This window comes from Cellulomonas sp. FA1 (assembly GCF_000986825.1).
Classification (GTDB): Bacteria; Actinomycetota; Actinomycetes; order Actinomycetales; family Cellulomonadaceae; genus Cellulomonas; species Cellulomonas iranensis.
Window position 1 is genome coordinate 2807801 of record NZ_LBMY01000001.1, and the last position, 21744, is coordinate 2829544.

Consider the following 21744-nt stretch of genomic DNA (forward strand, 5'->3'; position numbering starts at 1 on the left):
CGCCGGTCAGCCCGGCGCACCGCCCGTGGGCAGGAACTCCGGCCGCGGGCCGCCCGCGAAGCACCGGCACGCGCCGTCGGGGTGGTGCAGCGGCGTGCCGGGACGTGCCGCGCAGGGCACCGCGCCCGCGCAGGGCCCGGCCGCACGGTCGTCGGCGGGTCGTGCCGCCCGCGCGACGGCGTGCTCGCCGGTCGGTGCGTGCTGCGTCGTCGTGTCGTCCTGGTCGTCGGGCCGAGGGCCCGCGGCCGGCCGCGCGCCCGTGCGCGGCTCGTCGTCGCGCGGGGCGCGCGGGGTCGGGACCCACGGTCGCAGCGTCGTCGTCATCGTGGTCCTCCCCCCGTCCCGTGGTGACCGCCCGTCGACGCACGGGCGGCGTGGACGCCTGCGACGGTACCCGGCGCTGCGGGCGCTCCCCCGGGACATCGGCACCGTGCGCGGGGATCTGAGCACCACCGGTTCCGTGAGTGAGCACCGAGGGCTAGCGTCCGGAGCACGGGTGGGCACCCGCCCACCGACGGGTCGAGGGGGACGGTCATGGCGCACGGCGACATCACGCACGTCGACATCCCGGTCGCGGACACCGCGGCCGCGACGCGGTTCTACGAGGGGCTGTTCGGCTGGCAGATCCGGGAGATCCCGGGCTTCGAGGGCTACCCGATGTGGTCGGCGCCGAACGGCGTGAGCGGCGGCGGGCTCGCGCCCCGCTCGGAGGGTTTCACGCAGCCGCGCAGCTACGTCGAGGTCGACTCGATCGACGACGCGCTGGCGCGCGTCGCCGACCTGGGCGGTCGGGTGCTGCACGGCAAGGAGCCGATCGACGCGACGAGCTGGTGGGCGGTCGTCGCCGACGCGGACGGCAACCACGTGGGGCTGTTCGAGGGCCGCACGGGCGGCGAGGGCTGAGCATCACGGGCGACGCACCCGGCCGGCCCGCCGCTGCGAGCGCGCCGGCGGGGTGCGGCGGTCAGCCGCGCAGCGGCAGCACGAGCCGCGTGACGTTCGCCGCGGGGTCGCCGCCGGGCTCGGGGTCGGTGACGTACTCCTCCCAGAAGTCGCCGCGCCCGTCGACGCCGAGCGCGACCCGGTCGTCCTCGACGCGCGCCCACGCGTCGGGCAGCGCGTCGTACGGGCCGGTGTGCGTGAGCACGAGCGCGTCACCGCCGGGCAGCTCGACGACCGTCACGTCGCCCGACGTCGCCCCCGGTGCGGCGCCCTCGACCGCGAACCCCGCCGCCAGGTCGACCGTGCCGGTCGGCATGCCGTGGTACCAGCCGACCGCCGGGCCGACGATCGTCCACCCCTCGCGCTCAACGGCCTGCGCGACCTGCCGGTAGGCGGCGTCGTAGAAGGCGGGCAGCCCGGCCGTCGGCACGGTGCCGCGCACGGCGGCGAGCGTGACGGTCGGGAGGGTGGTGCGGGTGCTGTCCATCGGGGCCTCTCCTCGCAGGTCCGGCGCCCGGTGCGGGCGGCGGTGGCGGTACCGACCGTGCGGGGCGCCCGGACTCACCGGCCACCGTCCCAGGGGACCGTCCCGCCGACCGCCGCGCGGGTGTCGTCCGGCGTCCGTACCGTGGGTGCGTGAGTCTCGCCGCCCCCGTCCGCCAGTGGCGCGCCCGCGCCGGCAGCGCGCTGTTCCTGCGCGTCGCCGGGCCGCACGGGCACCGGTCCCGCGAGCGCATCCACCACCGCGAGGGGCCGCGCTGGTTCGGGCCGGACGCGGCGGTGCGCGTCGTGCACGGGGACGCGTCGATGTTCGTCGGCGGGATCCGGTCGCTGCTGCTGCAGTCGCTGCACCCGGCCGCGATGGCGGGCGTCGCGGGGCACTCGGCGTTCCGCGAGGACCCGTGGGGGCGGCTCGCGCAGACCAGCACGTTCCTCGCGACGACCGTGTTCGGCACGGCCGACGACGCGCAGGCCGCGATCGACGCGGTCCGCACCATCCACGCGCGCGTGCGCGGCGTGAGCCCCGAGGGCATCCCGTACGCGGCCGACGACCCGGACCTGCTGCGCTGGGTGCACGTCGCGGAGATCGAGTCGTTCCTCGACGCGCACACCCGGTACGGGCAGCACCCGCTCAGCGCAGCACGGGCGGACGAGTACGTCGCGCAGACCGCACGGATCGGCCGCGCGCTGGGCGCCGTCGACGTGCCGGAGACGGTCGCCGACCTGCGCGCGGCGCTCGAGGGCTACCGGCCCGTGCTGCGCGCGACGCCCGCGGCGCTCGACGCCGCGACGTTCCTGCTGCGCGAGCCGCCCGTGCCGTGGACGCTGCGGCCGGGGTACACGGCCCTCACGGCGGCGGCCGTCGAGTCGCTGCCCGCGTGGGCGGCCGACGGCCTGGGCCTGCGCCGCCGCGGCCGCGTCGGCTCGGCGCTCGCGCGCGGCGGCGGGCACGTCGCGACCCGCACGGTCCGCTGGCTGCTCGCGGGCCAGCCCGAGGGCTGACCGCTCCCGTCCGGCACGAGGCGGTCCTGATGCGAGCGGCGACCGCTCGCTAGCGTGGTCGCCCGTGACCACCGCCCGCGACGCGCTCCTCGTGAGGGTCGCGGCCGCGGTCCCGGACCCGGTCGCGCTCGGCCGGCCGGTGCGGCTCGGGGTCGACGGGATCGACGGCTCGGGCAAGACGACGTTCGCCGACGAGCTCGCCGCCGTGCTGGGGGCCGCGGGCCGTGAGGTCGTGCGGGTGTCGGTCGACGACTTCCACCGGCTGACGGCCGAGCGGTACGCGCGCGGCGTCGCCTCACCCGAGGGCGCGTTCCACGACTCCTACGACGACGCCCGGTTCCGCACCGACGTCCTCGACCCGTTCGGCCCGGGAGGCAGCCGCGCCTACCGCGCCGCGGGCTACGACCGCGCGAGGGACGCCCGGTGGCACGCACCCGTCCGGCACGCCGGCAAGCACGCGGTGCTGCTGGTCGACGGGATCTACCTGCACCGCGACGAGCTCGTCGACGCGTGGGACCTGTCGGTGTACCTGCGCGTCCCCGTGCCCGTCGCGCTCGCACGCATGGCCGTGCGTGACGGGTTCGTGCCCGACCCGGCCGACCCCCGGCACCAGCGGTTCCTGGCGGGTCAGCGGCTCTACCACGCGACCTGCGACCCGCAGCGGCGCGCGACGCTCGTCGTCGACAACGCCGACCTCGCGGCCCCGGTGCTGGTCACCGACCCCACGACGGCGTGAAGGGTTGCTGCCGGGAGACGGCAGCAACCCTTCACGACCCGTGCGTCGACGGTCAGCCCAGCGTCACACGGCGCGCGGCCAACCAGCCCGCGAGGCGGTCCGGGCGGTCGGTGATGATCTCGTCGACCCCCACCTCGACCGCCGCGGCCCAGTGCGCGGGCTCGTCGAGCGTCCACACCGCGACCCGCAGGTCGGCGGCGTGCAGCCGGTCGACCAGGTCGGGGTGCTGCAGCAGCAGCAGCCCGTGCGGGTTGGCCATCGTGACGTCGAGCGCTGCGCACGTGTCGAGCAGGTCGTCGCCGACCTCCGCGAGCAGCAGCCCGCGGCGCAGCCCCGGGTCGGCCACGCGCAGGGCCTCGACCGTGCCGGGCCAGAAGCTCTGCACGACCGTGCGGTCCGCGAGCCCCGCGTCCCGCAGCGGCCCCGTGACGCGGGCCACCTCGTCGGCCGTCCACTCGCCCTTGACCTCGCACAGCAGGTCGAGCGACGGGTGCCGGTCGAGCAGCTCGACCACCTCGGCGAGCAGCGGGACCCGCTGCCCGGCGTACGCGGGTGCGAACCACGCACCGGCGTCGAGCTCACGGACGGCCGCGAGCGGCGTGTCCTTGAGCCAGCCCGTGCCGGAGGTCGTCGCGTCGAGCGTGTCGTCGTGGATCACCACGACGTGCCCGTCGGACGTCAGCTGCACGTCGAGCTCGATCGAGTCGGCGCCCGCGCGGGCGGCCGCCTCGAACGCGGCGAGCGTGTTCTGCGGTGCGACGGCCGAGTTGCCCCGGTGCGCGACGACCCTGGTCACAGGTACGGCTCCACGTTCTCACGGTAGGCGGTGTCGAGCTTGGGCGCGATCGACGACCACGCCTTCTGCGGGTCCTCGCCGCGCAGCACGATCTGCTCGATGCCCTCGGTGAGGACCTGGTCGGCACCCGGCACGAACACCCGGATCCAGTCCTGCGAGCGCGCCTTGTCGGCGAGCTGGTCGACCGCGGTGCGGAACTGCGGCGTGGACGCGTACACGGCCTTCATCGCGTCGGACTCGACCGCCGACGTGCGGACCGGCATGTACCCGGTGTTCTGCGAGAAGTACGCGGTCTGGTCGGTGTCGGTGAGGAACTGCAGGAACATCGCGGCCGCGAGCTGCTGCTCGGGCGACTTCGCCTTCGGGATCGCCAGGCCCGTGCCGCCCGTCGGGGTGCCGCCGCCCTGCGGGCCGTCGGGCAGGTACGCCGTGCCGACGTCGAACGTGGCCGCGTCGAGGATGCCCTTGAGCGAGCCCGTCGACCCGATGGTCGCCGCGACGACGCCGGACGAGAAGTCGACGGCCGAGTCCTCGGAGACCGTCGCGTAGGCCTCGTCGCCGTGGAAGAGGTCCTGGAGGAACGCGCCGCCCGCGACCGCCTCGGGCGTGTCGAGCGTCGTCGTCCACTCGTCGGAGTACTGCCCGCCCTGGCCCCAGATCATGTTCTCGAACCACCACGCGGCCCACGACGGGCCGGTCGACAGGCCGAGCGGCTTCGAGTCCGCCGGCACCTGGCCGGCGAGCTTCGTCGACCACTCCTGCATCTCCGCCCACGTCTCGGGTCCGCGGTCGGGCAGGCCCGCGGCCGCCCACTTCTCCTTGTTGTAGTAGAAGAGCGGCGTCGAGCGCGCGTACGGCGCGGCCCAGTGCTGGCCGTCGTACTCGTAGTCGCCGTACAGCGCGGGCACGAAGTCGTCGGCGTCGGCGTCCAGGTGCTCGAACACGTCGTCGAGCGGCATGATCTGGTCGTTCAGGTGGTACCGGAACCACCAGACGTCGGACGAGATGACGAGGTCCGGCAGCTCGGACGTCTGCGACGCCGCCTGGAACCGCTGCGCGACCTCGTCGTAGTTGGCGCCCGCCGTGACGAGCGTGACCTTGATCTCGGGGTGCTCGGCCTCGAAGCGCTTGATCAGCTCCTCCTCGACCGGCTTCGACGCGCCCGGGTGGTTGCTCCACCACGTGATCTCGGACGCGGGGGTCACGGTCGACCAGTCGACGGCGTCGGTCGCGGCGGGCTCCGCGGCCTGGCCGGTGGCGATCGTCGGGGTGGTGCAGGCCGTCAGGCCCAGGGCGCCGACGGCGGCCAGGGCGAGCGCCGCGAGGCCGCGGCGGGTCGGGGCGGCACGGTGGGACACGGGGTCTCCTCGGTGTCGGGGGCGCACGCCACCGGTCGGTGGGCGTGCCGGGGGCCGGGTCCGCGGGGGCGGGTCCGGTGGTCGGGTGGGTGGTGCGGCGCGGGCGGGCCGCGGCGGTGCGGGTCAGCCGGTGACGGCGCCCGCCGTGAGGCCGGCCACGAGCCGGCGCTGCAGGACGAGGAACACGGCCAGCACGGGCAGCGTCACGACCGTCGTCGCGGCCAGCAGGACCCCCCAGTTCGTCATGCCGTCGACGTTCTGCAGCAGCGTCAGGCCCACGGGCAGGGTCATCTTGCGGGGGTCGTCGACCACGAGGAACGGCCACAGGTAGTCGTTCCACTCGGTGACGACCGCGACGAGCCCCACGGCCGCGACGGTCGGCAGCGACATCGGCACGACGAACCGCCACAGCCGCCGCCAGTGCCCGGCGCCGTCGAGCTGCGCGGCCTCGAGCACCGAGGTCGGCAGCGACAGGAAGTGCTGGCGGAACAGGAACGTGCCGAACGCGCTGGCCAGGCCCGGCACGAGGATCCCCTGGTAGGTGTTGAGCCACCCCAGGCTCGCGACGAACGTGTAGTTGGGGATGATCGTGATCTGCGGCGGGATCATGAGCGCCGCGAGCACGACCACGAACACGGTCCGCCGGAACGGCACGTCGAGGAACACCAGCGCGTACGCGCAGCACAGGCCGAGCACGACCTTGAGGCCAGCGCCCGCGACCGTGAGGCCGACGCTGTTGGCGAAGAGCGTGCCGAGCGGGACGGTCTGCGCGGCCTGCGCGTAGTTGCCCAGGTCGAGGCCCTGCGGGAGCCACTGCAGCGGCACCGCGTACAGCTCGTCGGGGCGCTTGAGGCTCGCGAGCAGCATCCACAGCAGCGGTGCGCCGAGCACGAGGGTCGCGACGACGAGCGTCGTGACGCCGGCCGCGTCGAGCGCGAGCGCGCGGGGCGGACGGCGGCGCCGACGCGCCGCAGGAGCCGGCGCGTCCGGTGCGGCGGGCGGCGGGGACGCCGGGGCGGGGGTGGACGGGCGGGCGACCGCGGGCGCGCTCATGCGTAGTGCACCTTCCGCTCGACGAACCGCAGCTGCACGGCCGTCACGGCCAGCAGCAGCAGGAAGAGGATCGTCGCGCCGGCCGACGCGTAGCCCGCACGGCCGTTGACGAAGCCCTCGACGTAGATCTGGTACATCAGCGTGGTCGTCGAGCCGAGCGGGCCGCCCTGCGTCATCGACCGGATGATGTCGAACGACTGCAGCGACGCGAGCAGCATCGTCACGAGCAGGAAGAACGTGGTGGGCGCGAGCAGCGGCAGCACGATCGAGCGCAGCGTCCGCGCGGGGCTCGCGCCGTCGAGCGCGGCGGCGTCGCGCAGGTCCTGAGGCACGGCCTGCAGGCCCGCGAGGTAGATGAGCGCGACGTACCCGAGGTGCTTCCACAGGTAGACGACCACGACCATGACGAGCGGCCAGGGCTCGGCCGTGTACCACTGCGGCGACGTGGCGCCGAACCAGCCGAGCACGGTGGACATGAGCCCGTAGCGCGGGTCGAAGATGAACAGCCACAGGATGCCGACCGCGTACCCGGACAGCACGTAGGGCGCGAACGCGACCGTGCGGGCCAGGCCGCGGCCGGGCAGGCGGCGGTCGAGCAGCAGCGCGAGCGCGAGGCCGAGGACGAGCGCCCCGCCGACGGTCGTCAGGGTGAACACGGCCGTGGTCGTCAGGACCCGGGCCGTCGAGTCGGCCGTGAACCACTCGACGTAGTTGCCGGGGCCGACGAACCGCGCGACGGGCGACCCGAGGTTCCACTGCATGGTCGACAGGTAGAGGCTCTCGAGCAGCGGCTTGTAGACGAACAGCGCCAGCAGCGCGACGTTCGGGCCCGCGAGCAGCGCGAACCAGCCGAGCGCGCGGCGGCGGCGTGCGCGGGCGGCGGCGCCGGGCCGCGCGGCGGCGGGCCGTGACGGGCGCGCGGCCGGTGGCGCGGCGGACGGGCCCGCGCCGGGCGGCGGGGCGAGGACGGCGGTCATGGTGCTCCGGGCGGTCGGGGCGCGTCCGGGGGGACGTCGGCGCGGCGGCGACGACGGTGGTCCGTCGTCGTCGGCCCCGGGGTGGGGCCGGACCGTGCTCGAAACTAGGCCGCCCGGTCCGGGCGAATCGCCCACGCGCGGCACCGTTGCCGGACCGTTCGGCGAGTGTTCACGCAGGTCACCGCCCCGCCACCCGCCGTCCCCCACCTGCCGCCCGGACGTTCACCCCGCGTCCGCCACCCGTTCCCCACCCACCGCCGCCACCCGCCACGCTCCGGACGCCGAACGCGGACCTCTGCCGGTCATGGAGCTGCAGAACCGGCAGAACTCCGCGTTCAGCGGTGCGCGGTCGACTCCCGGGGGACGCATGCCGAACGCGGACTCCTGCCGGTCGTGGAGCTCGAGAACCGGTGGAAGCCCGCGTTCGGCGGCCTGACGTCCGAGGGGGCGGGTGTCAGGCGAGCGTGAGCGTGAGCGTCACGTAGGAGTGCGCGGGCACCTCGACCTCGAGGCCGCGCGCGTGCGGGCGGGCGCCCTCGAACGCCGTCGGCGCGACCGCGTCGGGCTGGTCGGGCGTGTTGTGCGCGTGCAGCGTCCCCGCGGTGAGCACGCGGCCCGCCACGTCGGTGACCTCACGCCCGCGCAGGTCGAGCACGAGCGTCGTCGGGGTCTCGGCGTCCATGTTCGACAGGGACACGAGCGCCGTGCCGTCCTTGGTCGACGCGGACACCGACAGGGTCGCCAGCGCGGAGCCGTCGACCGTGCGCGTGGGCAGGTCGCCCTTGAACCGGACGTCGAGCGAGCCGGCGTCGTGGTGGCCCGTGTTCATCTCGAACACGTGGTACGTCGGCGTGAGCACGAGCGCGCCCGAGTCGGGGTCGGTGAGGATCATCGCCTGCAGCACGTTGACGGTCTGCGCGATGTTCGCCATCGAGATGCGGCGCGCGTACCGGTGGAACGTGTCGAAGTGCGTCGACGCGACGAGCGCGTCGCGCAGCGTGTTCTGCTGGTACAGGAACCCCGGGTTGGTGCCCTCCTCGACGTTCCACCACGTGCCCCACTCGTCGACGACGAGGCCGATGCGCGCATCGGGGTCGTAGGCGTCCATGACGTTGGCGTGCCCGCGCACGAGCTCCTCGATGCGGCGCGCGCGCTTCATCGTGAGGTACCACTCGTCGGTCGTGAACGACGTCGCGGCGCCCTTGTCGGCCCAGTCGCCGCTCATCGTGTAGTAGTGCATCGACACGTGCTGGAAGAAGCCGCGCGGGTCGCAGCCGCAGCCCAGCTTGGCCGAGACCTTCATGAGCGCCTCGGTCCACGCGTAGTCGTCGGCGTTGGCGCCCGCGGCGATCTTGTCGACCGTGTGGCCGCCGTGGTTGCGGATGTACGTCGCGTACTGGCGCGCGAGGTCGGTGTAGTGCTCGGCGGACATGTTGCCGCCGCAGCCCCACGGCTCGTTGCCGATGCCGAAGAACGGCACCTTCCACGGCTCGTCGCGCCCGTTCGCGCGGCGCAGGGACGACATGGGCGAGTCGTCGCCGCGCGTGAGGTACTCGACCCACTCGCTCATCTCGCGCACGGTGCCCGAGCCGACGTTGCCGTTGACGTACGGCTCGGCGCCGAGCAGCTCGCACAGGTCCATGAACTCGTGGGTGCCGAAGGAGTTGTCCTCGACGACGTCGCCCCAGTGGCTGTTGACCATGCGCGGCCGCTGGTCGCGCGGGCCGATGCCGTCGCGCCAGTGGTAGTCGTCCGCGAAGCACCCGCCGGGCCAGCGCAGGTTGGGGATCGAGATCGCGCGCAGCGCGTCGACGACGTCCGAGCGGATGCCGCGGACGTTCGGGATCGGCGAGTCCTCGCCGACCCAGAAGCCGCCGTAGATGCAGCGGCCCAGGTGCTCGGCGAAGTGGCCGTAGACGTGGCGGCTGATCGTGGCGCCGGGCAGGTCGAGGTCGATGACGGCGGTCAGCTGGTCGGACACGGGGCTCCTCGGGTGGTCGGTGCGGTGCGCCGACGCGCGTGCCGCCCGGCCCTCGGGTCCGGTTTATCGATACACGCCGTCGTGCAGGGTCGAATATGCTCGGTCGCGCGCCGCGAGTCAAGGAGCGGCGCGCCGCCCGACGACGCGAGGAGGGGTCCATGCGACCCGCTGGCGCCCCGACGCTCAAGGACGTCGCGCGCGCCGCCGGCGTCTCGGTCATGACCGTCTCGAACGTCGTCAACGACCGGCCGCGCGTCGGGCCCGAGACCCGCGCCCGCGTGCTCGACGCCATCGCGGACCTCGGCTACGAGGTCAACCTCACCGCGCGTCGCCTGCGCGCCGGCCGCTCCGGCACGGTCGCGTTCGTCGTGCCGCGCGTCGACCACCCGTACTTCGGACAGCTCGGCGCACAGCTCACCACCGCGCTGCGTGCGAGCGACCGGCACCTCGTCATCGAGCAGACCAACGCCAGCAAGGAGGGCGAGCTCGGCGCGCTGTCCCAGGCCCGGCTCCAGATGTACGACGGCGTGCTGCTGTCCGTCGTCGGCCTCGCGCCGGACGACGTCGACCGCCTGCAGACCCAGCTCCCCCTGGTGCTGCTGGGCGAGCGCCCCATGCCACCGCGGTTCGACCACGTCATGCTCGGCAACGTCGACGGCGCACGCCTCGCCACGGCGCACCTGCTCGCGCGCGGTGCGCGGCGCGTCGCGATCGTCGGCGGCACGCTCGACGACGACCCCGGCGTCTCCGGCTCCCGCACCCAGGGCTGGCGCGAGGCCCACGCCGCGGCCGGCGTCCCCGTCGACGAGCGGCTCGTGCTGCCCGCGCCCTGGCTCGAGGCCGCGCAGGGGCGGCAGGCCGTCGACGACGCGCTCGCACGCGGGCTCGACCTCGACGGCGTCTTCGCCGTCACCGACCAGGTCGCGATCGGCGCGATGGCCGCGCTGCAGGACCACGGCCGCACGATCCCCGGCGACGTGCAGGTCGTCGGGTTCGACGCGCTCGCGCTCGGCGAGCACGTGTGGCCCGGGCTGACGACCGTCGACCCGCACCACGAGCTGCTCGTCGAGCACGCCGTGCGCCTGCTCGACCTGCGCACCGCGGGCGAGGACGCGCCGCCCGAGCAGATCGTGCTGCCCGTGAGCCTGCTGGAGCGCGGCACGACCCGCTGACGGACGACGGCCCCGGGTCCGGTGGCCGGACCCGGGGCGCGCGCCGCGCCGTCAGCCGATGCGCACGCGGTTGTTCGTGTACTCCGCGCCGGTCGTGATCCTGGCGAGCAGACCCGCGACCGTGCCGCCGCTCCACATGTACGTCGACCAGGTCTGCTGGCCCGCGCTGTCGACCGCCCGGCCCAACGTCTGGCGGTAGCTCTGGTCGATGACCCGGTTCACGTGCTCAGGCGAGTAGACGACCCCGTGGGCGACGGCCAGCGCCCCGTCGGTCCCCACCCTCCCCGCCCAGGAGCTGAGCTCAGCGGCGCTCGGGCTGCGGCCGAGCAGGTCGCGGAACAGCGCCGTGACGTAGCCCGTCGCCGTCCCGCCGGCACGCGCGTAGTACTCCGCGGACCCGACGATCCCCTTCTCGACCACGAACACGTCGCTGCCCTGGTTGAGCGCGTTCACCCACCCCTGCAGGCCGCTGCTGTCCGCGTTGCGCCCCAGGAAGAGCTGGTACTTCTGGTTCACCACGCGGTTGCGCCACTCCTGCGAGTTCACGATCCCCTCGACCACCTGCTGGAGCGACGCGCCCGACCGCCGCGCCGACGTCCACACGACCAGCTCGCGGTACGACGCCTCGCGCCCGAGCAGGTCCCGGTACAACGACGCGACGAACGCGGGTTCGAAGCCAGGCTGCCCGGGCTTGACGAGGGGCATCGGGGGCGGCGGGGTCCCGGGCTGCGTCACCGGCGGCGGGTCGAGCGTCGGGGTGATCGAGAGCGGGTTCGTGCACGACACCCGGAGCTTCTCGACCGGCAGCGGGCCCGTGTACGTCCGGACCTGGCCCACCGCACCGTGCCACCCGCGCGCGGGGGCGGCGAGGGTCCCGCCCCGGCCGACCTGCAGCGGACCCGCGGCGGTCCACGCCGTCGGAGCCGCGACCGGCGCGGCCGACACCGGACGCGGGGTGAGGGCGTCGTCGGGCGTGCCGTACTCGCACACGGCGAGCTCGAGCGTCCCCGTCCCCGCGTTGCGCATCCCGGTGAGCTGGACCCACGACCCGGGGCGCGCCGGGACGGCGGACCGCACGACGACGGGGCTCGCCGACGCCACGTCGCTCCCGGTCGCCCAGAGCGCCCAGCAGTGCCCACCGGTGCCGGCCGGGCACGCCGCGTCGACGCGGTGGCCGAGCTCGAACCCGCTGGTCTGGGCGCCCGACTGGCTGACGGCCGTGTAGGTGCCGCCGACGTCGTCGAGCCGGACGGTCGCCATCACCGCGTACGAGCCGTCGGACCGCACCACGGGCCCGGCCGTCCGCGCGACGTCGGTGAGGGCGTCGAACTGGAGCGCCCGGTCGTCCGGGTAGTCGTACATCGCACCGAGACCGGCCGTCCGGGTGGTCGACGAGGACACCGCGAGCGGCTGGGCGGCCCCGTTGACGTTCGCCGCCACGGAGCCGGCCGCCTCGTCGAGCTGCCACGCGTCGCTCAGCGCCGGGAACCCGACGGTGAACCGGTACACGCGCGCCGGGCTCACGTTGCCGGCTCGGTCGATCGACTCGACCGTGAGCGTCTGGCTGCCGACCTCGGTGGGCACGAAGCGCACCGTCGCCGCGCCCTCGGGCACGGTGCGCTGCGGCTGGCCGAGGAACGTGTAGCGGTAGTACTCGACGTCGGACGAGCCGCCGTTCGTGAACGTGAAGCGCCCCTCCACGCCGAGTCCGCCTGCCGCGACCGGGCTCTCGGGGTACACGACGAGCCCCGTGCCGGCGACGCCGGTGACGCCCGGGACGACCGGTGCGGTGGTGTCCACCGTCAGCTCGCACGACACGGTCGGCCCGGACCGCTGCCCGTCGTCGCCGCGGATGCTCCACCGGTAGCTGCGACCGTCGGCCAGGACCCCGGCGGGCACCTGCACCGCGTGCTCGGCGCCTGAGCCCTGCCCGGGCAGCACCGCCGGTCCCCAGACCCGACCGCCGGTGCCGAGGTCGATGACCTCGACGTACCCGGCGACGTTGCCGCCGTCGGGGTCGGCCAGCACGGCGCGCAGCGTCGGACGCAGGCTGCGGACGTACGGGCGCCCGGCGCCGACGGTGCAGGTCGTGTCGGGGTCGGTGGTGCGCACGTTCGTCGGAGCGGTCGGCGCGCGGTTGTAGGTGATCGAGAAGGACGCGTCCCAGGCGTACCGCTTCCAGGACGCCATCGAGCCCTCGTCGGCCGCGAGGCCGAACGACGCCAGAGAGGTGTTCGCCGCAGCCACGGCGCGCGCCTGGGCGGTCGCGTCGAACTCGATGCGGCGCGGCTCCCGGCCCGCGCCGCACCCGCTGCGGTGGGTGATCGTCTGCGTCTGGAGAGCGTCCCACTGCGGGCCGCCGGGGTACGGCGTGCTCTGGTCGAAGTCCGCGACGGCGTACAGGGTCACGGGCATGGGCGTGCAGGAGTAGGAGTGCGTGCCCGTCACGGCGAACACGGCGCTCTGCACGTCGTCGGGCTCGAGCGCACCCAGGCCCGCCAGGCCGGCGAACTGGTACAGCACGCGACTCTTGAACGTGTGCGAGCACGTCGTGGTCGCACCCCGGTCGCACAGGCCCACGCCCTCGTCACCGGCGAAGTTGTACGCGTTCCCGATCACCGTGCGCACCGCCGTGCGCTGGTTCAGCGACCCCGACATGCCCGGGTCGATGAACACCGGCCACGTGGTCGCCGGGTCGCTCAGCAGGTCGGCGTCCGGCACCACCGTCACCGCGTCGCCGCGGAGCTCGGACGCCATGACCTCGACGGCGGCGCCCGGGGGCGGTGCCAGCGTCGGGTCGACGTCGTGGGCACCCGCGCCGAACGCGCCCGGCGGCGTCGTCCCACGGGCGGTGCCGTCGGCGTGTCCCGAGTCCCACATCGTCGGTGCGGGACTGGTGAGAACGGCGCCGCCCGCGGCGTCGGCCACCGCGAACCCGCCGTCCTGCTCCTCCAGCCGCACCCCGTCCGACGTGACCACGTCGAACGTCAGCTCCGCCAACGCCGGGTTCGACGCCGCCTGCGGAGACTCCACCCGCAGCACCTGCGAGAACCCCGTCGCGTCCTCGTTCACCGACACGACCAGGTCCACACCCGGCAGCACCGCCGGGTACGTCACCTGAGCACCCTCGACCACCGGCTCGGTCAACTCGAACGGCGCATCGAACACCACCTCGTGCCCGTCACGCTCCACCCGCACCAACGGCATCCCGTCCGACCCGTCCGAGAACACCATCGGCACCACCGGCGACACCACCTGCACACCACCATCGGCGACGACGAGCCCGGGATCCACCGGCTCCCACACACCCGACACATCCGTGCGCACCGCCGCCATCGACGAGTCCAACCGCACCGAACCATCCGGCAGCACGAACGTGCTCGACCACGCCGTACGCGCGTCGAGCACCTCCACCTCGACGTCACACGCACCAGCCAGCACCGCCGCCTCACCCGCAGTGCCCGCCTCACCCACACACACCGGATCGGCGACGACGGCGCCACCCGGGACGGCGCCCGCCGGCACCGCCGGCGCCACCCCCACCACCGCCAGCGCGACCACCAGCATCGCGCCGCGCACTCGAGCACCACGCACCCGTCCGCGCGGAGGTCGCAGCTCCGCCACGCGTGGTTCTCGTCCCGCGCGCACGGCGGTCATCGGACCATCACCTGCTTCCCGGCCATGCCGTCGTTGTTGATGGTCTGCCACGCGCTCGTGCCGCTGTACGACACCTTCCACTCGCCCTGCGGGCTGACGAAGAACACGTCGTCCTTGCCGTCACCGTCCAGGTCCGCGAGCTGGAAGTCCTGCGTGCCGTACGCGCCGCCGCTGTTGTTGACGACCTTCCAGGGGCCACGGCCGCCGTACGACACCCGCCAGGCCCCGTCGCCGCTGTTGGCCCAGAAGATGTCGCCCTTGCCGTCGCCGTCGAGGTCACCGACCTTGACGTTGCCGCCCGCGTTCGCGTCGCCGCCGTACACGACCCACGCACTCGTGCCGCCGTGGGAGACGAGGAACCGGCCGTCGGGGTGGGCGAAGAACACGTCGTCCTTGCCGTCGCCGTTCATGTCGACGAGCTGGAAGGACTCGGTGCCGAAGCCACCGCCGTTGTTGATGACGTTCCAGCCCGTCCTGCCGCCGTACGACACGCGCCACGTGCCCGTGCCGGCATGTGCCCAGAAGACGTCGTCCTTGCCGTCACCGTCGAGGTCGCCGAGCTTGACGTTGCCGGCGGTGTTGGCGTCGGCGCCGTACAGCTGCCAGCCCGTGATGCCGCCGGAGGAGACGAGCCACCGACCGTCGGGGTGGGCGAGGAACACGTCGTCCTTGCCGTCACCGTCGAGGTCCCCGAACCGGTACCAGCTCGCGGGAAGGTTGCCGGGCGCCCCGATGGCCGTCCAGGCGGACCGCCCGTCGTACGACACGCGCCACCTGCCGTCGGCGGGGCTGACCCAGAACACGTCGGCCTTGCCGTTGCCGTCGATGTCGATGCCGCTGGCGTTGCGCGCCTTCGGCGGCGCGGGCGGGGCCGGGTCGAGCACGGGTCGGATCGAGTCGGGGTTGGTGCACGCGACCCGCAGCTGCTCGATGGCGACCACGCCCGTGTACGTCCGGACCTGCGAGACGGCGCCTACCCACGGGTTGCCCGCGGCGCCACCGGCCTTGCCGCGCCCGACCTGGAAGCCACCCGCGGCGAGCCACGACCCACCCGCAGGGACAGCCGCACCCTGCGTGACCTGCAGGGTCCCGATCTCGTCGGTCCCGAGCACGCACACGCTCAGCTGCACCGTCCCGGAGCTCGCGTCGCGGACGCCGGTGAGCTGCACCCACTCCGAGGCCCGGACGGGCACCGACGACACCGCGACGGCACGGGTGGCCGTGCTCGCGTCGGACCGGGGCACGCTGAACGACCAGCACGGCGACGGCGCCTGGCCGCAGCCGGTCGTGGACAGCCCGAGCTCGAACCCGGACACCGCCGACCCGTCCTGGCTCACGGCCGTCGCCGTGGCGCCGACCTCGTCGGCACGGACCATGGCCATGACCGAGTAGGAGCCGTCGGTGCGCACGACTGGGCGCGTCGTCCCGGCGGTGTCACCAGGCGCGTCGAAGACGAGCGCCCTGTCGCCGGGCAGGCCCGCGAGCGACGTGAGCGGACCGTCCTCACGTGCGACCCCGGTCGACACGGCGAGGGGTGCGGCCACGTTCGCGACGTTGGCAGCCGTGGTCCCGGATGCTTCGTCGAGCTGCCACGCGTCGCTGATGCCGGCGAAGGCGACGGTGAACCGGAACGTCGCCGTCGGACCGGTGTTGCCCGCGCGGTCGATCGCCCGGGCGGACAGGGTCTGCGAGCCCACCTGCGTCGGCGTCACGGGCACCTGCGGCGTGTCGGCCGGGGCCGAGCCGGTGGGGCCGCCCGTCAGCCAGTACTCGTAGCGGTCGACGTCGCCCGCGCCGGGCGCACCGAACCGGAACAGACCCGGCTGCCCGGTGCCACCCGCGGTGGTGTCGGCCGCGTACGTCGCCTGCAGGCCCGGGACCGCGGTGATGCTGGGCGCGGGTGGGGGCGTCGTGTCGACCGTGAACTCGCACGACGTGATGGGCCCGGAGCGACCCTGCGGGTCGAGGCCCGCGACGAGCCAGCGGTACTGACCGCCGTCGTGGAGCAGGCCCGCCGGCACCTGGATCGCGTGCTCGGCGCCGCTGCCCTGCGCGGGGACGGGGCCCGGGTCCCACACCACGACGTTGGTGTTGAGGGCGCTGACGATCGCGAAGTCCGCGTGGACGTTGCCGCCGTCGGGGTCGTGGACCACGGCCCGCAGCACCGGGGTGGTGCTGCGGATGTAGGGGCGCCCGGCACCGACGACGCACCCGGTGTCAGGCCCTGTGGTGCGCGCGTTCACGGGCGCCAGGGGTGCGCGGTTGTACGTGATCGAGAAGGACGCGTCCCAGGCGTACCGCTTCCAGGACGCCATCGAGCCTTCGTCGGCCGCGAGGCCGAACGACGCGAGCGAGGTGTTCGCCGCGGCCACGGCGCGCGCCTGGGCGGTCGCGTCGAACTCGATGCGGCGCGGCTCCCGGCCCGCGCCACACCCGCTGCGGTGGGTGATCGTCTGCGTCTGCAGCGGCTGCCAGTACCCGCCGCCCGGGTAGGAGGTGCTCTGGTCGAAGTCCGACACCGCGTAGAGGGTCACCGGCATCGGGGTGCACGAGTAGGAGTGCGTGCCGGTCACCGCGAAGACGGCGCTCTGCACGTCGTCGGGCTCGAGCGCACCCAGGCCCGCCAGGCCGGCGAACTGGTACAGCACGCGGCTCTTGAACGTGTGCGAGCACGTCGTGGTCGCGCCCCGGTCGCACAGGCCCACGCCCTCGTCACCGGCGAAGTTGTACGCGTTGCCGATGACCGTGCGCACCGCCGTGCGCTGGTTCAGCGACCCCGACATGCCCGGGTCGATGAACACCGGCCACGTGGTCGCCGGGTCGCTCAGCAGGTCCGCGTCCGGCGTGATCGTCACGGCGTCGTCGCCGATCTCGGCGTCCATCGCGACGGCCGCCGCACCCGGTGCAGGCGCGAGCGCCGGGTCGACTTCCCGACCCCCGGCGCCCGGGCCGTGGCGCAGGAACGTGCGACCGGTGGCCGACGCCGCGGGCGTGCTCGAGTCCCACATGACCGGCTCCGGGCTGCTGAACACGACCTCGCCCGTGTCGTCGGTGACGGCGAACCCACCCGACGGCTGCGCCTCCAGCTCGACCCCGTCCGACGTGACCACGTCGAACGTCAGCTCCGCCAACGCCGGGTTCGACGCCGCCTGCGGAGACTCCACCCGCAGCACCTGCGAGAACCCCGTCGCGTCCTCGTTCACCGACACGACCAGATCCACACCCGGCAGCACCGCCGGATACGTCACCCGAGCACCCTCCACCACCGGCTCGGTCAACTCGAACGGCGCATCGAACACCACCTCGTGCCCGTCACGCTCCACCCGCACCAACGGCATCCCGTCCGACCCGTCCGAGAACACCATCGGCACCACCGGCGACACCACCTGCAGACCGTCGCCAGTCACCACCAACGACGGATCCACCGGCTCCCACACACCCGACACATCCGTGCGCACCGCCGCCATCGAGGAGTCCAACCGCACCGAACCATCCGGCAGCACGAACGTGCTCGACCACGCCGTGCGCTCCCCCACCACCTCCACCGGCACGTCACACGCCGCCGCCAGCACCGCCGCCTCACCCGCGGTGCCCGCCTCATCCACACACACCGAACCCGTCGACGCGGCCGGCGTCGCCCCCGCGCCGGCGGCACCAGCGGGCGCCGCCAGCGCCACCCCCACCACCGCCAGCGCGACCACCAGCACCGCACCGCACACCCGACAACCAGGAACCTGCACTGCTACCACGCCCCGCCCCTCGTCCCTCATCCACGGCGCCGGCCCTCGCGCGGCTCCCGTCCCTGCTCGCCGTACCACCGCGACGCCCCTGCGGGCGGGCGTCGGCCACGCGGTCCCGACGCCTCGGGGCGGGCGCCCCCGACCCGTGGCCGGGGGCGCCCACCGCTACCGGACGACCACCTGCCGGGGAGCGTTCCCCGCGGTGTTGATGTGGTCCCAGGCGGTGACCCCGCCGTAGGAGACGAGCCAGCGGCCGTCGCTGTAGCCGAGGAACACGTCGTCCTTGCCGTCACCGTTCAGGTCGGCGAGCTGGAACCACTCGGTGCCGAGCGACCCGCCGTTGTTGATGACCTGCCAGGCGCTGGTGCCACCCCACGACACCCGCCAGTTGCCGTCGACGGGGTTCGCCCAGAAGACGTCGGCCTTGCCGTCGCCGTTGAGGTCGCCGAGCTTGACGTTCCGCCCGGCCTCGACAGCGCCTGCGAGCGGCTGGAACAGGGTCTGGCCGCCGTAGGAGACGAGCCACTGGCCGTCGGAGCGGACGTGGAACACGTCGTCCTTGCCGTCGCCGTTGAGGTCGGCGAGCTGGAACATCCCGGTCCCGAGCGCACCGGCGTTGTTGATGATCTGCCACCCGGTGGTGCCGCCCCACGAGACGCGCCAGTTGCCGTCCACGGCCCACGCCCAGAACACGTCGTCCTTGCCGTCGCCGTTCAGGTCGCCCAGGATCACGTCCCCGGCGGCGTTGGGGTCGCCGTTGATCTGCTGCCAGCCCGTGGTTCCGCCGTACGAGACGAGCCACCGGCCGTCGGGGTGAGCGAGGAACACGTCGTCCTTGCCGTCACCGTTCAGGTCACCGAAGCGGTACCAGCTCGCGGGCAGCACACCGGCGCCGTTGATCGCGGTCCAGGCGCTCCGCCCGTCGAAGGACACGCGCCACCTGCCGTCGGTGGGGCTGGCCCAGAAGACGTCGGCCTTGCCGTTGCCATCGATGTCGATGCCGCTGGCCTTGCGCGCCTTCGGCGACACGGGCGGGGCGGGGTCGAGCGACGGGTTGATCGCGCCGGGGTTGCGGCACGAGACGCGCATCTGCTCGATCGAGACGACCCCGGTGTAGGTGCGCACCTGCGAGACCGCACCGGTCCACGGGTTGCCGGCGGCGCCTGCGACCTTGCCGCGGCCGACCTGGAAGCCACCCGACGCGAGCCACGAGGTCCCGGCGGGCACGGCGTCACCCTGGTACGGGACCATCTCGCCGGGCTCGTCGCCGTTGCCCATGACGCACACCGCGAGCTGCACGGTCCCCGCCGAGGCGTTGCGCACGCCGGTGAGCTGGGCCCACTGCCCGGGCACCACCGGGACCGTGGACACCGCGACCGCGCGCGTCGCCGCGCCCCCGTCGCCGGACGGGACCCCGAACGCCCAGCACGGTGACACCCCGGGGGCGCAGCCCGTGCTGGACACGCCCAGCTCGAACCCGGACACGACCGTCCCGTCCTGGCTGACGGCGGTCGCCGTCGGGCCGACCTGGTCGGCACGGACCGTGGCCATCACCGAGTACGAGCCGTCGGTGCGCACCACGGGTGCGGACGTCCCGGCCGTGTCACCGGGCGCGTCGAACACCAGCGCCCGGTCACCCGGGTCGCCACCGAGCTCGGTGACCACGCCGTCGGTGCGCGTGACCCCTGCCGACACCGTCAGCGGGGAGGCCACGTTCGCGACGTTGGCTGCGACGGCACCCGACGCCTCGTCGAGCTGCCACGCGTCGCTGATGCCCGCGAAGGCCACCGTGAACCTGAACGTCTGGACCGGGCTGGTGTTGCCGGCGTGGTCGACGGCCTGGACCGCGAGCGTCTGCGTGCCCACCTGCGTCGGTGTGATCACGATCTGCGGCGTGTCCGCCGGCGCGGACTGGTTGAGCGCCTGGCTGTTGAGCGAGAAGAGGTAGTAGGAGACGTCGGTCGCCCCGGCCGCCGCGAAGCGGAACAGACCGGGTTGGCCGATGCCGCCGCGGACCGCGTTCTCGGCGTACGTCGCCTGTTGGCCGGCCACGGCCGTGACGGTGGGGGTCGGCGGTGGTGTGGTGTCGACCGTGAACTCGCAGGCCACGGTGGGGCCGGAGCGGCCCTGCGGGTCGATGCCGACGACGAGCCAGCGGTACTGGCCGCCGTTGGCGAGGATGCCGGGCGGCACCTGGATCGCGTGCTCGGCGCCGTTGCCCTGCGCGGGCAGCGCGCCCGGGTCCCAGACCACCTGCGCGGGGTTCGCCGCGCTGACGACGGCGAAGTCCGCGTGGACGTTGCCGCCGTCGGGGTCGTGGACCACAGCCCGCAGCACCGGGGTGGTGCTGCGGATGTACGGGCGCCCGGCGCCGACGACGCACCCGGTGTCGGGCACGGTGGTGCGCGCCGAGGACGGCGCGTACGGCGCGCGGTTGTAGGTGACGGAGAACGAGGCGTCCCAGGCGTACCGCTTCCACGAGGCCATCGAGCCCTCGTCGGCGGCGATGCCGAAGGACGCGAGCGAGGTGTTCGCCGCCGCGACGGCGCGGGCCTGCGCGGTCGCGTCGAACTCGATGCGCCGCGGCTGAAGACCTGCGGCGCAACCCTGACGGTGCGCGATGGTCTGGGTCTGCAGCGGCTGCCAGTACCCGCCGCCCGGGTAGGACGTGCTCTGGTCGAAGTCGGACACCGCGTAGAGGGTCACGGGCATGGGGGTGCACGAGTACGAGTGCGTGCCGGTCACGGCGAAGACGGCGCTCTGCACGTCGGCCGGGTCCAGCTCACCCAGGCCGGCGAGCCCGGCGAACTGGTAGAGCAGCCGGCTCTTGAACGTGTGCGAGCACGTGTCGGACGTCGCCTTGTTGCACAGGCCCACGCCCTCGGTGTCCGGGAAGTTGTACGCGTTGCCGATGACCGTGCGCACGGCCGTGCGCTGGTTCAGCGACCCCGACATGCCCGGGTCGATGAACACCGGCCACGTGGTCGCCGGATCGCTCAGCAGGTCCGCGTCCGGCGTGATCGTCACGGCGTCGTCGCCGATCTCGGAGCCCATCGCGACGGCCTCGACGCCCGGCGCGGGCGCGACGCTCGGATCGCCGATCGCACCACCCACCGCGCCCGTGCTCGCCGACGCCCCGCGTGCCGCACGCCCGTCGCCGGGGGTGCTGGAGTCCCACATGACCGGCACCGGACTGGTGAGCACCACCTGCCCGTCACCGTCGGTCACCGCGAACCCACCCGAGGGCTCCGCCCGCAGCTCCACGCCCTCCGACGTGACGACGTCGAACGTCAGCTCCGCCAACGCCGGGTTCGACGCCGCCTGCGCCGACTCCACCCGCAGCACCTGCGAGAACCCCGTCGCGTCCCCGTTCACCGACACGACCAGATCCACACCCGGCAGCACCGCCGGATACGTCACCTGCGCACCCTCGACCACCGGCTCGGTCAACTCGAACGGCGCATCGAACACCACCTCGTGCCCGTCACGCTCCACCCGCGCCAACGGCACCCCGTCCGACCCGTCCGAGAACACCATCGGCACCACCGGCGACGCCACCTGCACACCGTTGTCGGCGACGACGAGCGCGGGATCCACCGGCTCCCACTCACCCGACACATCCGTGCGCACCGCACCGATCGAGGAGTCCAACCGCACCGAACCATCCGGCAACGCAAACGTGCTCGACCACGCCGTGCGCTCGGCCACCACCTCCACCGGCACGTCACACGCAGCGGCCAGCACCGCCGCCTCACCCACCGACGCCGCCCCCGCGGGCGGCGCTATGGGACAAGCGTCGTCCGTTCCAAGAAGAAGCCCCAATGGTTCT

14 protein-coding genes are annotated in these 21744 nt (G+C 74.0%); 4 read left to right on the plus strand and 10 right to left on the minus strand.

Features of this window, described 5'->3' with window-relative positions; genetic code table 11:
* Window positions 1–6: 6 nt before the first annotated feature.
* Window positions 7–324, minus strand: coding sequence for a hypothetical protein (locus tag GY42_RS12655; RefSeq protein WP_046529599.1), 318 nt, complete (start codon window positions 322–324; stop codon window positions 7–9).
* 210 nt (window positions 325–534) lie between these two features.
* Between GY42_RS12655 and GY42_RS12660 the strand changes: the two genes are divergently transcribed.
* Window positions 535–903: a VOC family protein gene (locus tag GY42_RS12660; protein WP_046529600.1), complete on the plus strand. Its 369-nt coding sequence runs from the start codon at window positions 535–537 to the stop codon at window positions 901–903.
* A 61-nt stretch (window positions 904–964) separates the two neighbouring features.
* Here GY42_RS12660 and GY42_RS12665 read toward each other — a convergent pair whose 3' ends face one another.
* On the minus strand, window positions 965–1429 hold the full coding sequence (locus GY42_RS12665; RefSeq protein ID WP_046529601.1) for a GyrI-like domain-containing protein: 465 nt from the start codon (window positions 1427–1429) through the stop codon (window positions 965–967).
* A gap of 149 nt (window positions 1430–1578) precedes the next feature.
* Here GY42_RS12665 and GY42_RS12670 point away from each other — a divergent pair, with 149 nt between their 5' ends.
* Both GY42_RS12670 and GY42_RS12675 read left to right on the plus strand, forming a co-directional pair.
* Window positions 1579–2445 (plus strand): oxygenase MpaB family protein, encoded by an 867-nt coding sequence (locus GY42_RS12670; protein ID WP_046529602.1) that lies wholly within the window; start codon window positions 1579–1581, stop codon window positions 2443–2445.
* A 64-nt stretch (window positions 2446–2509) separates the two neighbouring features.
* Window positions 2510–3181 (plus strand): hypothetical protein, encoded by a 672-nt coding sequence (locus tag GY42_RS12675; protein WP_046529603.1) that lies wholly within the window; start codon window positions 2510–2512, stop codon window positions 3179–3181.
* Window positions 3182–3233: 52 nt separating this feature from the next.
* Here GY42_RS12675 and GY42_RS12680 read toward each other — a convergent pair whose 3' ends face one another.
* The 5 genes from GY42_RS12680 to GY42_RS12700 all read right to left on the minus strand — a co-directional run bounded on the left by GY42_RS12680 (window position 3234) and on the right by GY42_RS12700 (window position 9346).
* Window positions 3234–3977 (minus strand): glycerophosphodiester phosphodiesterase, encoded by a 744-nt coding sequence (locus tag GY42_RS12680; protein WP_046529604.1) that lies wholly within the window; start codon window positions 3975–3977, stop codon window positions 3234–3236.
* Window positions 3974–5335, minus strand: coding sequence for an ABC transporter substrate-binding protein (locus GY42_RS12685; protein ID WP_046529605.1), 1362 nt, complete (start codon window positions 5333–5335; stop codon window positions 3974–3976). The genes GY42_RS12680 and GY42_RS12685 overlap by 4 nt, the downstream gene beginning before the upstream one ends.
* 123 nt (window positions 5336–5458) lie before the next feature.
* Window positions 5459–6388 (minus strand): carbohydrate ABC transporter permease, encoded by a 930-nt coding sequence (locus tag GY42_RS12690; RefSeq protein ID WP_046529606.1) that lies wholly within the window; start codon window positions 6386–6388, stop codon window positions 5459–5461.
* Entirely contained in the window at window positions 6385–7365 is a 981-nt protein-coding gene (locus GY42_RS12695) for a carbohydrate ABC transporter permease (RefSeq protein ID WP_046529607.1), read from the minus strand. Before GY42_RS12695 ends, GY42_RS12690 begins: the two co-directional genes overlap by 4 nt.
* Before the next feature lie 454 nt (window positions 7366–7819).
* Window positions 7820–9346, minus strand: coding sequence for an alpha-N-arabinofuranosidase (locus GY42_RS12700; RefSeq protein ID WP_046529608.1), 1527 nt, complete (start codon window positions 9344–9346; stop codon window positions 7820–7822).
* A gap of 158 nt (window positions 9347–9504) precedes the next feature.
* On the opposite strand from GY42_RS12700, the gene GY42_RS12705 reads away from it, so the two are divergent.
* Window positions 9505–10518: a LacI family DNA-binding transcriptional regulator gene (locus tag GY42_RS12705; protein WP_046529609.1), complete on the plus strand. Its 1014-nt coding sequence runs from the start codon at window positions 9505–9507 to the stop codon at window positions 10516–10518.
* 51 nt (window positions 10519–10569) lie between these two features.
* Here the strand turns inward: GY42_RS12705 and GY42_RS12710 are convergent, their stop codons facing one another.
* From GY42_RS12710 to GY42_RS12720, 3 genes are all read right to left on the minus strand, one after another.
* Complete coding sequence (locus tag GY42_RS12710) at window positions 10570–13926, minus strand: DUF4214 domain-containing protein (protein WP_152667310.1); 3357 nt, start codon at window positions 13924–13926, stop codon at window positions 10570–10572.
* A 245-nt stretch (window positions 13927–14171) separates the two neighbouring features.
* Window positions 14172–17423 carry an FG-GAP-like repeat-containing protein gene (locus tag GY42_RS12715; protein WP_152667311.1) on the minus strand — a complete coding sequence of 1084 codons (3252 nt, stop codon included), beginning with the start codon at window positions 17421–17423 and terminating at the stop codon, window positions 14172–14174.
* Between the two features lie 657 nt (window positions 17424–18080).
* Entirely contained in the window at window positions 18081–21512 is a 3432-nt protein-coding gene (locus tag GY42_RS12720; protein ID WP_046529612.1) for an FG-GAP-like repeat-containing protein, read from the minus strand.
* Window positions 21513–21744 lie beyond the last annotated feature (232 nt).